Source organism: Thermococcus celericrescens (genome assembly GCF_001484195.1).
Lineage (GTDB): Archaea > Methanobacteriota_B > Thermococci > Thermococcales > Thermococcaceae > Thermococcus > Thermococcus celericrescens.
The window spans coordinates 73,381-87,648 of record NZ_LLYW01000029.1; the positions used below are offsets into that span (position 1 = coordinate 73,381).

Below are 14,268 nucleotides of genomic sequence, written 5' to 3' on the forward strand. Positions count from 1 at the left end.
TAAAAGGGTTGCTGGACATCAGTGGTCCTTCATTATCTCCCTCAGGACGCTGGTTGCGTAAACCCCCTTCGGCAGGAAGAAGCGGAAGCACATGCCTGTTCCAGGGATGTGACCGTAGGCGAGGCCCAGAGGCAGTATCAGAAGCTCCCTCCTGGCGCCCGGTTCGGCCATCGGCTTCGGGAGCCTTCTGAAGGTCTCAAGCGTTATGCCCTCATCCTCAAGAATCTCCTCCTCGAGCTTCCCTGGAAGTCCCCTGGCCCTCCTCATCGCAAAGCCGAAGAGCGGGCCGGAGACCATGGCCTCGCCGCGCCGTATCTTTTCGTTCACAAAATCGAGGTTTGTCTCGGTGACGCGATACGTTCTATCGCGGTAGGGAATACCACCCTTAACCTGAACGACGATATCGCCGACGAGGGCCTCGTTCAGAGGAATGCCCCTCTCGATCCTCCGGGAAATGTAGAGGTTGAAGAGGTAACTCTGATAGGCGTGGATGAAGATGCGCATTATCGGAAGGGGCAGCGAGAGGAAAGCCCTTCTCCAGCTCCCCGTTTCCTTGTAGCGGTACAGAAGCGTCCGTTCGTACCTCAGGAAGTTTGGAAACTCCTCCAAGGCCCTCTCAACGTCGCCCGTCTCCCAGAAGTGCCTCCTAGCTTCGTCGCCCTCCATGCCTCCCCCGTGGGCACCCAGGAAAAGCCTCGCGGCACCCGCGAAGTCTCCACGGAGGAGAAGCCCCCCCACGAGATGGTTGGTAACCCTCCTCTCACCAAAGCGCTGGTAGCCAAAGTAGTTCGGGAAACCTCCCATACCACGGAGTTCGCGGATTATCTCCCGGCTCCGCTCAAACGCCTTTTCATCGACGTCTCTAACTATTATCCGGAACCGGTTCCCAAGGAGGTGACCAAGTTTGATAAACCTGCCGTAGGAAACGAAGCGGAGCTCTATGTCCCGTATCCGGACGTTCTCAACGGCCTCCCTCGCTCCGGCCGGCACGCTTATGTACTGATATGTCACCGCGTGCCTGTCCTTCGTCCCCGCAAAGCTCACATCCCTGTAGCTAATCCCGGCGCGCTTCGCTATCTCCTTCACCGCGCTCATCGTGTCCCAGTTGCGCTTCCTGAGGAGAAAGATGGCATGCTTCCTCCCCTCAAAGATTGACGGGAGGGGGTCCTCGATGACCACGAAATCCTCCGGTTGAACCTTTATCCTGCCCCCAATGCCGGGTTTTTTGCTCAGATACCTGAACTGGGAAAAAAACTCGCGATGATCCATCTCTCACACCAGCTTTAGATGGCCGGTAACCTTGTCCACAATCTCCTCCGGGGCCGGACCGATCGCAAGGACGGTTATCGTGCCCGGGGGTATCTCCGTCAGACCGGCGTCCCTGATGAGCGCCGTTGGGATTCCCAGCTTCTCTGCATGAGCCTTCAGTTCGAAGAGCTCCCTCTCGTTTTCAGCCTTCACGACGACCTTCTTCTGCCCCTCATGGAACCACGCTTTGAACCATTCGGGTTTCTCCTTCTGAGCCTTCAGTGCAGCGGTAACCGCTCCGTGGGCAACCTGGACGGCGAACTTACCCTTGCTGAGCTTCAGATCCTTCCGGGAGACTATGACCTGCTTGTACCTGAACATGTCCCATCCCGAAGAAACTGCGAGAACCGATTTATAAAGTTAAGGAGAGAAAAGGCAAGAAGTTCAGAGCTCAGCTATCTCAGAGCTCTCTCCCTCTTCCTCGCCCTCCTTCTTCGGCAGTCCTCCAGGGCGCCTCTGTTTCTTCCGCTCAAGCTTCTCCTTGAGCTTCTCCGCCTCGTCCCAGTACCTGTAGGCCACCCCCGCGAGTATGACGGTCAGCAGGATGAACACTATCGCCGCGGGCTTCCACGGGTTGCTCTCCGGCGGGAGGTATTCGGCGGAGATGCCCGCAAGCTCCTCCGCCAGCGGCTTGGGATCGTCCATCTTGGCGAGGGTCTGGTTGACGTAGGAGGGAAGCTCTTCGGCGGTCGGCCATACTTTGACCTCTTCCGTTATTATCCTCGGGGGGACGCTGTTGATCGTGACGAGGCTGCCGAGGGCAAGCCTGTGCTCCCCACCGAGCGGATCGAGGTATACAAGGGTGGCCCTGATGTTGGTGAGGTCCTCCTTGAGCACCGTGAGGTCGAGCTGAAGGGTCTTGGTCTCGCCGGCCCTTATAGTGCCGATATCAACCAGGGACTGCCCGTCAACGCTCGATGGAAGGCTGAGGAGCAGGGTGGCGTTCTTGACGAACTCGTAGTCGGGGTTGCCGTCGGAGGCGCGGAGGGTAAACTTGAGGCTGACCTTGTCCCCAACCTTGGCGGTCACGTAGTCGCCCCAAGTGCCGTTGTAGGCCTGGGCGCTGACGTCTATGGAGGGAACGTTGTAAACCTTAATGCCGGTGAGCGACGCGGAGTATATTACCCTCTTCTTGCCCGTTTCCAGGCTCTTGTCGTCGTAGAAGGTGACGGTCGCCTTTCCGATGTCGAACTCACCGACCTTCGTGGGCTTGAGGACGTAGATGAGTGCTGGCATGTTCGTGAAGGCTGGGAATGTCTTGAAAGTCCACGACTTGGCCAGGCTCACGAGTTCGAAATCGTCGGGTAGTGGGGCGGCTATGGCAACATCGTAGGCGTCGCCCTTCCCCCTGTTCTCCACGGAGATAACGACAACCAGGTTGTTGTTCAGCATTATCTCCTTCGGCACCGCATCGATATTCGCCACTATGTTGGCGGCGCGGAGTATCGGCGTCACCTGTGCACCCTCTGGCGCGTACACAAGTACCGTGGAGCGGTTATACTGTGGCTCCGTCTTCTGAATGGAGAGCTTCAGGGGGGTGTCGGGTATTGCCTTCACCTCTCCGATGTTTATGAAGTAGGTACCAATCTTCGTTGACTTCTTGTAGACCTCGAGGCTGGCCTTCGTGGAGACAACCGAAATGAGCTTCACGTAGTAGCTGGTGTCATCCACTTTCACGGGCAGCTTCTCCCCCGTGTACATCAGGCCGTTGTACACGAGGAGGGTTTCATTCTGGGACGGCGTTCCGCTTCCACCCTCGTCGGACTTCACGATATTGAAATCCACCGCGGCAACCTTGGGGAGGTAAACCTCGAAGGTGGCACTGTCCGAGGTGGAGTCCGTGACCTTGATGTACAGGTAGTCCTGATATCTGTACTTGTCGTTAAGTTTGTATGCAACGCCCTTACCACTTCCTTTGGATATCTTAACGGTTGTTGGGCTGGATGAATAAGGGAAGTACACGTTGAACGTGGCGTAGTCATTCGTTGCACTGATGAGCTTTACCTTGATCCCCGGAAAGTTCGAGGGCAGTCTGTAGTATCCTCCTTCCTTCAGGTCCACGGTATCGATTGCCTTGAGCGGTGACATTATGTCGAGGTATACGATGGGCTTGTTTTTGATGTTCCAGATGACAACACTGAGTGCAAACACCGGGTTTGTAGCGGATGGGTAGTACACGGTTTTACCCTCTTCAAGGTATACATCAGAGGATCCTTTGCCCGCTGAAATCGAGATTCTAGCGGTGGTGAAGTCAGGACTGACATCTGTGAACGTGAACGAATACGGTCCGAGAACGGCTTTGTCCCCAAGCCCAAGTTCTACGGAAGAGATTTTGGCATACAGAACATCCTCTGCAACCGCAGACGTTATATTCAGACCCGCAAAGAGGAACAATCCTACCAAGATTAAAGCCGCTATCCTTTTCATCTCCGTGCCTCCTGTTGTTGGACTAACTAAAAAATGGATGGAAAGTATAAAGACCTTACGGCATAAGCCTTCTTCTGTCCCTGGGGAACAGTATAACCTCACGGATGTTACCGAGGTCGAGCATCTGCTTTATCAGGCGCTCGGCCCCGAGCCCGAACCCACCGTGGGGTGGCATTCCGTAGCGGAACGCCTTGAGGTAGAACTCAAAGCTCTCCGGGTTGAGACCTTTCTCCTTTATCTGTTCGACGAGGACGTCGTAGCGGTGCTCCCTCTGACCACCGGAGGTTATCTCAACACCGCGGTACTCGAGGTCGAAGGCCCTGCAGACTTCCGGCTTATCGTCGTACTTCATTATGTAGAAGGGCTTCGCCTCGCTGGGGTAGCGGTAGATGAAGTAAAGCAGGGCGTTCTCGTTCTCCATCATGTACTTTCCAAGGAGTCTCTCGCCCTCGGTGTCTATGTCCTCGCCCCACTCTATAGTTTTGCCGAGGTCAGCGAGTATCTCAAGGGCCTTGTCATAGGTAACGCGCGGGAACGGCAGTTTTGGCTCCTCGAGCTCGAAGTTGAGAACCTCAAGCTCCCGCGCGTTGTGTTCGCGGACGTAGTTGATCGTGTGGGCGACGAGCCTCTCGAGGAGCTCCATTACCTCCTCCTCGTTCTCTATGAAGGCCATCTCACTGTCGATGCTCCACGCCTCGTTGAGGTGTCTGGTTGTGTTGTGTTCCTCCGCGCGGAATATGGGAGCGATTTCATAAATCCTGTCGAGGCCGCTCGCCATCATTATCTGCTTGTAGAGCTGGGGACTCTGGGCGAGGAAGGCGTCCTTCTCGAAGTACTTCATTGGGAAGAGCTCGGTTCCGCCCTCCGTGGCGGTGGCGATAATCTTGGGGGTGTGAACCTCGATGAAGCCGTTCTCATGGTAGAAGTCCCTGACGGCCTTGAAAATGCTGGACCTGATTTTGAAGATCGCCATTACCTCAGGGTTTCTGAGGTCCATGAAGCGGTTGTCCAGCCTGGTGTCCAGCTCGGCCTTCACCTTTCCTGTCGGGTCGAGCGGAAGCGGACTCCCCGCCCTGCTGAGGATTTCAAGTTTCTCCGGGAGGATCTCGAAGCCGAGCTTGGCCTTGGGCGTGAAGTTCACCGTTCCCTCAACCGCAACAACGTCCTCCGCGTTGAGCTTCGGGATAAGCTTGAACAGCTCCGGGTCAACCTTCTTCTTGGGGGCGGTTACCTGAACTATACCGTCCCTGTCCCTTATCCAGAGGAATTTTATGCCTCCGAGGTCCTTGACCTCCCAGACCCAGCCAGCCACCCTGATGCGCTGGCCGTTGAGCTCCTCCGTAATCTGGCTCGAGTAGTGCGTCCGATACATGGTCATCCCCAGAAGGAGTAGGGGCGAGCTTTTAAAGGTATTCGATCTGGAGGCGATACGAGAAACAGAAGTATTTTAACGACAACTATCCCCAACACACTACCCCGAACGACTCCTAACGAGCTCCCTGAGGCTGCCGAAAACATCGGGCTCGAACTCCCACGATTTTAGTTTCATCTCCGTGAGTCTGCCGTTGGGAACTGCCTTAAAGCAGGCCCTGCCGTTCGAGTAGGCCTCGAAGACCGTGCATTGGCTTTCTCCCATCCTCGGATCCCAGCCAACGGCTCCGGGAGGCTTTCCTTCCGGACTGATTGATGCGATGAGGGCCTTCTCCCATGAGAGTTTGCCCCCCGCAAGCACGTTTCCATTGGCCAGAACTGCATCCAGCTCGCTCCACCGTTTCAGTCGCAACCTTTCCTCCCACTGAGGTTTTCCTCCGGAGCTGAGCCCGACCAGCGTAAAGTCCCCCATGCCGAGAACCAAATCACCATCGGGGCTTACCGAGATGTCTTTAACCTCTTTGCCCGGAAATCTGAGACCCCACCGCGGTTCTCCCTCCCGGTTCAGGCGGAGAGCCCACGCATCATAGCGGGATTTCATGGGGTCGTAGGTTTTTCCGACCACTACTGGGTCACCCCCGCGGGTCAGTGCAATCCCAACGGCCTTTTCCAAGCTTTCCGTCCCGTAGGTTTTCTCCATTATAACGTCACCGTTATCATTCAACCAGAGCAACCACACGTTTGGGGCACCTTCACTAAAGCTGTACGTATAACCGGCCACAACAATTCGACCACTCCCATCAATTACAGCGGATTCAGCTCCGTCCCAGAGCCTGCCGCCGTAAGTTCCCCACCACACGAAGTTCCCATCCCTGTCGAGCCTTAGAACCAGGGCGTCACTGACTCCCGCGCCGAAGCTCCTCGTTTCGCCGACAACGACCGCCCCACCGTCCCGGGTCACGGCGAGGGCACTGAACGTGTCGGTTATCCCCCCATAAAACTTTCTCGCCCATATGAGGTTTCCGTCACCGTCAAACTTGAAAACAACTCCAGCATGATCAGAGAACCCCCTTTCCTCCATCCACCCGCAGGCGATTATCTCCCAGTCGTCAACGGCCTTCACGTCCGTTATCACTAGCCTGCTTTCCGTGTGGATTAACCGGAACCATTTGACATTCCCACCCCGATCAAGCCTCGCCACGAAACCCCCGCCGAGGATCGCCCGGTACGGACCGTGTTTATCTCGGATGAGGGCCTCCTTTTCCGCGACTCCCGCCGCCACTATGTCCCCCCTAGGCATGGCCGCGAGGGACGTCACCCTTCCTGTCCAGTAAGCTTTCATCCACTCAATCATCTCCCCCCACCAGCCTTGCCCTCAGGTCGAGGTACAGCTCCCGCAGATACCCCGGGTCGTACGGCTCGGGGCAGACCTCCTCGAGCACCGGCGCAACCTCCATGAGGAACCGTTTTGAAAGCCTTAGAACATCCTCCGCGAACTCCCTGAAGGGAATCTCAACGGTTCCCTTATGCATCCCCCGGATTCCCTCGCAGTCGCTCCACTTGAGGAACTCGTTGAAGTAGTGGACCCTCAGTATATCACCGTTAAGCTCAAAAAAGACCGAAGTAACACCCTGGTCAACGAAGAGTCCCGTCTGGTAGAGCTTCGTGTCATCATCCACGTCGAAGCCGAGTTCCCTGGCATCCCTACGGGGGTACAGCATCTCACCCCTCTCATCGAACTCCGGGTCAAGGAAAGAGATGCAGAGGTCAAGGAGGTCCTGAAACGTGCCGTGGAGGTTCGTCGGCATCATAACTGGGAGGCAACCTGAAGACTTAAGGATTCCGCCTATGATGAGCCTTCCGCCGATGGTCATGAGGGTCGGGAAGGGTGATGGGAAGCACTTATCGTCGTTAGGGTCTATGATGATTTTTATGTGCCTTCCCATGAGGCTCATCGGCTTTAAAGTTCCGACCCACCAGGGCATGAAGGCCCCCCAGAGGTTGTCCCGGAACATCAACTTAACCATTCTCTACCTTCTCGTACAGTTCCTCCACTTCGCGGTAGAACTTTTGGAGGAAGTCGTAGTCATCAGACTCTTCCCCGTGCTCAAGCCTGATTTCCTCAATAACGGGAGCGTACTTTTCCAAGTACTCCCTGCTGATTTTCAGAACATCCTCAATGAACTCTTTGAGGGGAACTTCAACAGCACCCTTGTGCTTGCCCTTGTATTCAGGACAGTCAGTGAATTCGAGGAGTTCATTGTGGTAGTAAATTCTTGCAAGGTCTTTTGTAGAGCAGAAGTAGTATATGCCTGATCTTTCAGACACTTGGTACACTACAATCTCATCCTTCAACTCAAACCCATGTTCTTCCGCGTTTTTTCTGGCGTATTTTGTTAAGTCCTGAACGTGCGGGTGTTCTGGCTGTAAGAAGTAATAACAGGCAGTCAACAAACTCTCACAAAACCTGTAAACGTCAGCCTCAGCTCCTTCTAGTTTGTTGTTCCAGCAGGTTCCAAGGAGTATTGTATTGTCGATGATAAAAACTAAAGAGAAGGGGTCTGGGGAGGGCACGTACTCCGTCCAGACTCTTACAAACACGTGCCTCCCCTTTAAATCAAAATACTCAATCATCTCTTAACCCTCCACCCAAGATACCTGTTGTACTCCCACACAGCACTACCCTTCTCTGGATACGCTGTCTTCAGGACGAATTCACCCTTCTCGAACTTGAACTCCAGCTGGACGACATCGATGCCATCAACGTGCATTCCAAGCTTCTTAAGGCCCACTGGAATTCCAAATTTCCTGTTTGGTGCCCCATTCTTAAAGAATTGTTTTCTGTATTCTGGATCCTTAAGCGCCTTCTCCAGTACTTCATCAAGGAACTCTCTGAGCCCTTCCTCGTCCCTGAAGACTTTTGGAAGCTGAACAACCCTTCCAGTTTCGGGATCGATGATTTTCTGACCTAAAGGCCAGAAAGTAGTAATGGGCTTTCTTGGACTCGTCATCTCATATCCCCACACGTGCCTGAGGAAGGCGTGAAGCAGTCCGCTCTTCTCGGGTTCAGTCCCCTTCTCAAGGACTACTTTGTACCTATTTCCGCTGTTACTGACTACGAAGGATGAAGACTTCTCTGCAAACTTCTTAACCCCTTCCTTTATCTCCTTTATCGTCGCGCCGTGCTTGACCGTCTCCTCGACGGCCTCCTTTGAAACCCCGGCCCTGACGAGGTCGTCGAGGGCTTTCGCGGCATCGTCGCCGTGCTTCACGATGTCGTCGAATATGTGGGCGAACCTCTCCTTGGCCCTGACGACTCCATCACCAACCTCCTCAACGAGGTCGAGGCGCTTCAGCGTGCTGTAGAGCTTTCCGGGAACCTCAACGAGCTCATCGCCGTGCCTGAGCACGCCGACCAGCTCATCGCCTTCCACCGCCAGGCTGAAAACGAACACCGAACCAGCGGCGACGGTGCACTTTATTGAGTCCTCCCCGTAGTCGGAACACGCATTATAGGCATCGTAGGCGTCCCAGAGCGCAAAGCCCACTGAAATTATCGCCTTGATGAGGATCGGGATTTGAATGAACTGCGGTCTTATCTCTCCCTTCTGCACGGGGTAGGTTGCCGTATAGCCGGTGGAGAAGAACCCCTGCGCGGATTGTGGTGTTAGCCTCACCCATGAGCCCATAAAAACGCCGTTTCCCGAAGTAATGCGGAGTTTAACGTAAACCGGCTCTCTGACGTTGAGGAAGACCGCCACCTTTTTGCCCCAGGGCTTCAGCCCGCCGAGGCTGACGCGCTCGGTGATTCTCCCCCCATCCTTGCTGATGAGGACCGTTCCGTAGCCGGAGAGGCAGTTCGGCGGGACATTCCAAGTGACGACCGCGATGTTGCCGCTCTGCTCAACGCCGTCGAGGTGGATTGGATACGCTCCCGAACTTGTCCCAAAGACAGGAAGCCCGGACCACGGCAGAGAAAGGGCCGAGGTTGCCGGCAAAGTCATGACGAGGAGGAAAAATACTAACCCAACAATTTTTCGGAGGTTCATTATTACTACCTCCGATTTTTTCCGTAGGCAGTTAGTATTCAAATTTAAAAGAATTTTGTAAACTCAAAGTTGAAAACAAAAGTGGAAACTAGCACACGTAAGAACGGCAGTATTTGACTGAAACTTGTGTATGCTAAGAGAAACAAACGAAGGATAGAAATGGATTATTCAAATGAAGAAAATTTTGACTTCTCTGCTGGTTATCTGGGAGAGTATGCTCTCCAGGACGTCGGCCTTTTCGGGGAGCTTCTTCCTGTCCCTTCCCATGACGAGGACCTTGTAGTAGGTTCCCCCGCCGGGCTTGTAAACGATGTTGACCCCGAAGACGCCCGCAGGGTAGAGGAGATCGGTGGCAAGCTTCTTGACATCGTCGGTTCCCGTGACCTCAACGGCCTCTATGACGCGTATCCTCTTTCCGAGCTCCCGCATGAGGGCCTTGATGTTCTTGCCGCCTTTGCCTATGGTTATCGGAACGTCTCCCTCGCCAACCACGATGACTATTATGTCGCCGGCCTCAACGGCCCTCTTAAACTCCATGTCAGCGTCCCCGATGAGCCTGTAAAGGAGTCTCGCAACCTTAACATCAAGCTCCGAGATGACCCCGTCCTGGAGCTTTTTCTCGTCAGCCGGGCACAGAATGTCGTCGGTCTTCAAACACACCTCACAGATTGGCGCCTTCATATCCTCACCTCCTCACCTAAGAATGACCTTAAACGGGCTAACCCTTAATTCTGGAAGTCCTTTAAAAACCTTATTATGGAAGAAAAAGCCGAAAGGAGGTTCAGATTTCGCCCTCTATCTCGCGCCTTATGCGCTCGATGAATTCCTCGGTGAAGCGATGCCTCTCCTCCGCCATCCTCCTCGCGGTTTCGGTGTACATCAAATCCTTCAGCTTCAGTATCTTTTCCTCGAAGTGCTCTAAGGAATCCTCGATGCTCCTTCCGTGCTCGCCGGAGTACATGAAGACCCTAGCCACGCCTATCGCACCGATCGCATCGAGCTTGTCGGCGTCGCTGAGTATCTTGGCTTCAAGCGTTTCCGGCTCCGGACCGCGGGAGAAGCGGTGGGCTTCTATGGCGTGGGCAACTGCTTCAACTTTCTCCTCCGGGTACCCGAGGCTTCTGAGGTAGTGCCTTGCTATCCTGGCCCCCTCCGCGGCGTGGTCTTCAACCCTCCCCGCGCTCTCAAGCGGCCTCGCCACGTCGTGGAGGAGGGCCGCAAGGGCCAGGATCTCCAGGTCAGCCCCTTCCTCCCTCCCGATGTGGAGGCAGAGGTTGAGCACGCGCTCTACGTGGCTGAAGCCGTGGGTTCCCTCCCGTTCAAAGAAGTGCCTGGCGTAATCGCGGGTCCGTTCTATGAGTCTGATTGAATTCCCATCGCCGATGAACTCCTCGAGCCTCATCCCATCACCTTAGGGCCTCGTTTACAACGGCGTTTAAAAGCTCAACGATTCTATCGTGGATGTCGAGGCTTATCCCATCAACCGTCGGCGTCTGGGTTTTGGAGACCCCGTCTATCAGACCGAGCTTTGAGATGATCCTGACTATCGTCTTCTCATCCCATCCGGGGAGGAGCTCCCGTCCGAACTCTATTGACGCCTGAGCCACGAGCCCGTAGGCCCCCCAGTTTGAGACGGCAGAGAGGATCAGCTCATCGGTCTCAACGGTGCTCGCTATCTTTTCCCCGTGGGGCATGTATCGGGAGACGAGGGCCCGTATGTTCCCCATGCCCGCCTCGTTGCCCCCGTCGCCTATCCCAATCGTCGGAACTCCGATGTCCCTCGCCCTGAGAACCGCCCAGTCAAAAGCTTCCCTCGTGATCTCCATGGCGCTCATTGAGTAGTACCTCCCATCCGCGGCCCTGCCAGGGGTCTCGACCGCTATCACGAGGGAGTAGTCTCCTATCTCCGGTCCGTCTGTGAACCTGATGCCGAAGGGCTCCAGGGCGGTCTTTACCTCCGGATACGTAAGCACCTCGGCGGTGCCTCCCAGGGTCTCAACTGCCTTCGCCAAGGCCAGTGTTCCCGGCGGGCCGTCGGTTTCTGCCCGCATCTCCGGCGGTATGGGAAAGCCCGTGACGATGAGAACGCGTTCATAATTATCCAAAAACAGTTTTGCAGAATTATGTAAAAAATTGGGGTTCTCCCGGCGGTAGTCGAGGTATACCCTCAGAACCCCCCTGTTCCCAACGTCCGTGTTTATCAGATGGGCTATCATACCTCATTCCCCGAGTTCGTAGACAACTATCCTAACCTTTCTGCCCTTTACCGCCTCTTTAAGCCTCCACCAGAGCTCCGTCGGCTCCTCACTCCTGTGGGTCAGTTCGTGGCCGTTCTCCAGCTTCACCCTGTTCTCCCTATACCTGACAAAAACTCCCTCAGCGTTGAATACCTCCCTCATTCAAATCCCCCCAGCACTTTTCTCAGCTCGTGAAGCGTTCTAATCTCGTAGTCCGCCATGTTGTAATCCTCGTCGCCATCCCGGTTTATCCAGACCGCCACCATACCCACGTTCTTGGCCCCGTAAACGTCCTGGCTCAGGGAATCACCCACCATGACGGCTTCCCCGGGCTCGACGCCCAGCTTCTCCAGGGCGTAGAGGAATATTTTGGGCTCGGGCTTTATTGCCTTGACGTCCTCCCGAGTAACGACAGCGTCGAAGTAGTCCAGCAGACCGGTGAGCCTCAGCTTGAGCCGCTGGTACTCGGGCCCGCTGGTAACGGCCCCAAGCTTATAACCGCTCTCCCGCAGCCACTCAAGCACGGGGATCGTATCCGGATAGACGTGGAGCTTGTGAGGGTATCTCTCTATGAGTTCCTCGTAGCGGAGGTCGAGGTCAAAGAGCCTGAAGAAGAAGTTCCAGTCGTGCCAGTCATAGGTGTCCCTCCTCCCGAATATCTCGTCCAGGAACCGCTCCCTAGCTTCATCCTTGCTGATTCCAAACCGCCTCGAGAGTCTGTCATAAACCTGCGGGAGGAATAGCTGAATCAGCGGCATCTCGGTCAGCAGAGTCCCGTCGATGTCGAAAAGAACCGCCCTCATTTTACCACCTACCACTTCTTGACGAGCAGGGAGAGTATCTCAACCCTGCCGTTGAGGTTCTCGTCCGTTATCACGCCCCAGATCACATCCTTCTCGGAGAGTATCTCCTGGAAACTGTGCAGTATGCTGTGGGCCCCCTTGAGCGGGAAGTCGTTCCCCACGAGGATGCCTATCAGTCCGCGCTCCCAGATGCCCCAGTGCCAGGTAAAGTCCACCTCACGGAGGAGGCGCAGGATTCCGACGTTGCCGCCGCGGATCATGTTGAACAGGTCGGCGTAGTCGATGTTCACCAGCATCTGGCTCTCCAGATAGTAATAGAGCCGCGAGAACATCTCCGCTATGCCAGCGGAGGCCCCCTGGAACGCATCCTGGAGGGAGACGCTCTCGTCGGTGAAGAAGTCCCAGAGGGAATCGTAAAAAACTGTCTCAAAATCGCGTGCCCATGGGGGTTTTTTCTCATCTACAAGCTCTTTTCTGGGGGTGAGGACGTAAGCGAGCCTTATTGTGTCCCGGGGTGCGCTCTCTATTATAATCTCCCCCAGTTCGTGATTCACGTCCTTATCCTCAAACACGAGCCAAAGGAAAGTATCCTTAGGAAGCCGGGAAAAGAAGTTCCGGAGCCGCTCCTCGTACCTCTCGGAGTTCGAGAGGAGATAGTAAGCGGGGTTAACGGTCACCTTAACTATTCCATCCGCGGTTATGCTGTTGACTATCCGCGCGCCCGTGCCGCCTATTCCAACGAAAAGATGGGTAAAGGACTGCATGACGACCCCTAAAAAGGGAATAGGAAAGGCCGTTCATATCCTTTTCGGTCCAGCCTTCACTCAAGGGTCGCGTGCTTCTTCTTCATGTCCTTCTCCGTCTTCTGGAAGGTGGCCATGAGGAGGGCTATGACTCCGTCGAGGAATATCATGGTCGAGTCCTCGAAGAGGGTTCCCATCGGGGCTATCCACTTGTACTTGGTGAGCATCTGGCGCGCTATGTAGTCCGTCGGGATGTCGGTCTTGGCCCTTCCGGGTATCTCAACGACGACGTCGGAGAGCTTTCCGAGGGTTGAATTGGCGTAGGAAGTTATCGCGACGACCTTTCCGCCCTGCTTCTTGGCTATCTCTGCCGCATCGACGATGCTGTTGGTCTCACCGGAACCGCTGATGGCTATGAGCAGGTCCCCCTGGCCGAAAGCGGGGGTTATGGTCTCGCCGACAACGTAAACGTTGAAGTCGAGGTGCATGAGCCTCATCGCGAAGGCCTTACCGACGAGGCCGCTCCTTCCTGCGCCGTAGATGAATATCTTGTTCGCTCCAATCATGGCATCGACGAAACCGCGAACCTGCTCTATCTTGAGCTTCTCAGCGACGTTGCCTATGTGATCGACTATGTCGGTCATGGCCTTCCTTATCGTCATCATGTACTCTCCCCAGAAGAGGTCGATTATCTTCCTTGTAACTGCATCCGGCTTCTCAGCCTTGGTTATGGCACCGCCGACGATTATTATCGTAGCCCCCAGCTCAATGACCTTCGGTATGGTCTGGAGGTTCAGTCCGCCGGCGACGGCAATGGGGACGCTGACGGCTTTAACAACCTTCTCTAGGTCCTCCAGCGGGCTCTTGCCCTGAACCTGCTCATCTATGCCCGTGTGGACGAGTATGTAGTGGACGCCCATCTTTTCGAGTTCCTTGGCGCGCTTGACCTTGTCCTTAACGCCTATGAGGTCAACCATGACCCTGATTCCATAGCGCCTTGCAACATCAACCGCGTCCTTTATTGTCTTGTCATCGGCGACACCGAGGATAGAAACGACATCGGCACCGTGGCGCGCGGCCATCTCGACCTCCAGGGCGCCGGTGTCCATGGTCTTGAGGTCAGCGACGATCTTCCTGTCCGGGAAGCGCCTCTTGAGAAGCTCAACCGCGCGCATTCCTTCCTTCTTGATGAGCGGGGTTCCAACCTCGAGCCAGTGGGCACCGCCGTGGGCGGCCTTCTCCGCGATAGAAATGGCCTGCTCAATGTCAGTCAGATCAAGGGCAACCTGAAGTATCATCTCCTCGCCTCCGAAGAGTTTTCGATTTAACC

General features: G+C 55.2%; 15 protein-coding genes. All 15 read right to left on the minus strand.

What is annotated here, in order from left to right; all coding sequences use genetic code 11:
* Positions 1-18: 18 nt before the first annotated feature.
* Positions 19-1,269: a tRNA pseudouridine(13) synthase TruD gene (truD, locus tag APY94_RS08540; RefSeq protein ID WP_058939227.1), complete on the minus strand. Its 1,251-nt coding sequence runs from the start codon at positions 1,267-1,269 to the stop codon at positions 19-21.
* Positions 1,270-1,272: 3 nt separating this feature from the next.
* Positions 1,273-1,629: a peptidyl-tRNA hydrolase Pth2 gene (gene pth2 / locus APY94_RS08545; RefSeq protein WP_058939228.1), complete on the minus strand. Its 357-nt coding sequence runs from the start codon at positions 1,627-1,629 to the stop codon at positions 1,273-1,275.
* A gap of 63 nt (positions 1,630-1,692) precedes the next feature.
* On the minus strand, positions 1,693-3,735 hold the full coding sequence (locus APY94_RS08550) for a COG1361 family protein (protein WP_058939229.1): 2,043 nt from the start codon (positions 3,733-3,735) through the stop codon (positions 1,693-1,695).
* A gap of 55 nt (positions 3,736-3,790) precedes the next feature.
* Positions 3,791-5,107 carry an aspartate--tRNA(Asn) ligase gene (gene aspS / locus APY94_RS08555; protein WP_058939230.1) on the minus strand — a complete coding sequence of 439 codons (1,317 nt, stop codon included), beginning with the start codon at positions 5,105-5,107 and terminating at the stop codon, positions 3,791-3,793.
* A 99-nt stretch (positions 5,108-5,206) separates the two neighbouring features.
* Complete coding sequence (locus APY94_RS08560; protein WP_058939231.1) at positions 5,207-6,460, minus strand: hypothetical protein; 1,254 nt, start codon at positions 6,458-6,460, stop codon at positions 5,207-5,209.
* Complete coding sequence (locus APY94_RS08565; protein ID WP_058939232.1) at positions 6,453-7,133, minus strand: hypothetical protein; 681 nt, start codon at positions 7,131-7,133, stop codon at positions 6,453-6,455. The genes APY94_RS08560 and APY94_RS08565 overlap by 8 nt, the downstream gene beginning before the upstream one ends.
* Entirely contained in the window at positions 7,126-7,740 is a 615-nt protein-coding gene (locus tag APY94_RS08570) for a hypothetical protein (RefSeq protein WP_058939233.1), read from the minus strand. Before APY94_RS08570 ends, APY94_RS08565 begins: the two co-directional genes overlap by 8 nt.
* A complete protein-coding gene (locus APY94_RS08575; protein ID WP_058939234.1) occupies positions 7,737-9,155 on the minus strand; it encodes a hypothetical protein in 1,419 nt (472 codons plus the stop codon). The genes APY94_RS08570 and APY94_RS08575 overlap by 4 nt, the downstream gene beginning before the upstream one ends.
* Positions 9,156-9,323: 168 nt before the next feature.
* A complete protein-coding gene (locus APY94_RS08580; protein ID WP_058939235.1) occupies positions 9,324-9,836 on the minus strand; it encodes a KH domain-containing protein in 513 nt (170 codons plus the stop codon).
* Between the two features lie 100 nt (positions 9,837-9,936).
* Positions 9,937-10,557: an HD domain-containing protein gene (locus APY94_RS08585; protein WP_058939236.1), complete on the minus strand. Its 621-nt coding sequence runs from the start codon at positions 10,555-10,557 to the stop codon at positions 9,937-9,939.
* A 4-nt stretch (positions 10,558-10,561) separates the two neighbouring features.
* On the minus strand, positions 10,562-11,371 hold the full coding sequence (locus APY94_RS08590; RefSeq protein ID WP_058939237.1) for a glutamate cyclase domain-containing protein: 810 nt from the start codon (positions 11,369-11,371) through the stop codon (positions 10,562-10,564).
* A gap of 3 nt (positions 11,372-11,374) precedes the next feature.
* A complete protein-coding gene (locus tag APY94_RS08595; RefSeq protein WP_058939238.1) occupies positions 11,375-11,554 on the minus strand; it encodes a hypothetical protein in 180 nt (59 codons plus the stop codon).
* Entirely contained in the window at positions 11,551-12,195 is a 645-nt protein-coding gene (locus APY94_RS08600; RefSeq protein WP_058939239.1) for a TIGR02253 family HAD-type hydrolase, read from the minus strand. Before APY94_RS08600 ends, APY94_RS08595 begins: the two co-directional genes overlap by 4 nt.
* An 8-nt stretch (positions 12,196-12,203) precedes the next feature.
* Positions 12,204-12,959, minus strand: coding sequence for an FtsZ/tubulin family protein (locus APY94_RS08605; protein ID WP_058939240.1), 756 nt, complete (start codon positions 12,957-12,959; stop codon positions 12,204-12,206).
* A gap of 56 nt (positions 12,960-13,015) precedes the next feature.
* The gene (gene hxlAB, locus APY94_RS08610; protein ID WP_058939241.1) at positions 13,016-14,236 is read right to left on the minus strand and encodes a bifunctional 3-hexulose-6-phosphate synthase/6-phospho-3-hexuloisomerase; all 1,221 of its coding nucleotides are present in this window, start codon (positions 14,234-14,236) and stop codon (positions 13,016-13,018) included.
* Between the last annotated feature and the right edge of the window lie 32 nt (positions 14,237-14,268).

Bases quoted from the DNA above. Each gene is read 5' to 3' on its own strand.
- APY94_RS08590 (WP_058939237.1), bottom strand. From the start codon at position 11,371: ATGATAGCCCATCTGATAAACACGGACGTTGGGAACAGGGGGGTTCTG.
- truD (WP_058939227.1), bottom strand. From the start codon at position 1,269: ATGGATCATCGCGAGTTTTTTTCCCAGTTCAGGTATCTGAGCAAAAAA.
- APY94_RS08565 (WP_058939232.1), bottom strand. From the start codon at position 7,133: ATGGTTAAGTTGATGTTCCGGGACAACCTCTGGGGGGCCTTCATGCCC.
- APY94_RS08575 (WP_058939234.1), bottom strand. From the start codon at position 9,155: ATGAACCTCCGAAAAATTGTTGGGTTAGTATTTTTCCTCCTCGTCATG.
- APY94_RS08595 (WP_058939238.1), bottom strand. From the start codon at position 11,554: ATGAGGGAGGTATTCAACGCTGAGGGAGTTTTTGTCAGGTATAGGGAG.
- APY94_RS08580 (WP_058939235.1), bottom strand. From the start codon at position 9,836: ATGAAGGCGCCAATCTGTGAGGTGTGTTTGAAGACCGACGACATTCTG.
- APY94_RS08570 (WP_058939233.1), bottom strand. From the start codon at position 7,740: ATGATTGAGTATTTTGATTTAAAGGGGAGGCACGTGTTTGTAAGAGTC.
- APY94_RS08600 (WP_058939239.1), bottom strand. From the start codon at position 12,195: ATGAGGGCGGTTCTTTTCGACATCGACGGGACTCTGCTGACCGAGATG.
- hxlAB (WP_058939241.1), bottom strand. From the start codon at position 14,236: ATGATACTTCAGGTTGCCCTTGATCTGACTGACATTGAGCAGGCCATT.
- APY94_RS08585 (WP_058939236.1), bottom strand. From the start codon at position 10,557: ATGAGGCTCGAGGAGTTCATCGGCGATGGGAATTCAATCAGACTCATA.
- APY94_RS08560 (WP_058939231.1), bottom strand. From the start codon at position 6,460: ATGATTGAGTGGATGAAAGCTTACTGGACAGGAAGGGTGACGTCCCTC.
- APY94_RS08550 (WP_058939229.1), bottom strand. From the start codon at position 3,735: ATGAAAAGGATAGCGGCTTTAATCTTGGTAGGATTGTTCCTCTTTGCG.
- pth2 (WP_058939228.1), bottom strand. From the start codon at position 1,629: ATGTTCAGGTACAAGCAGGTCATAGTCTCCCGGAAGGATCTGAAGCTC.
- APY94_RS08605 (WP_058939240.1), bottom strand. From the start codon at position 12,959: ATGCAGTCCTTTACCCATCTTTTCGTTGGAATAGGCGGCACGGGCGCG.
- aspS (WP_058939230.1), bottom strand. From the start codon at position 5,107: ATGTATCGGACGCACTACTCGAGCCAGATTACGGAGGAGCTCAACGGC.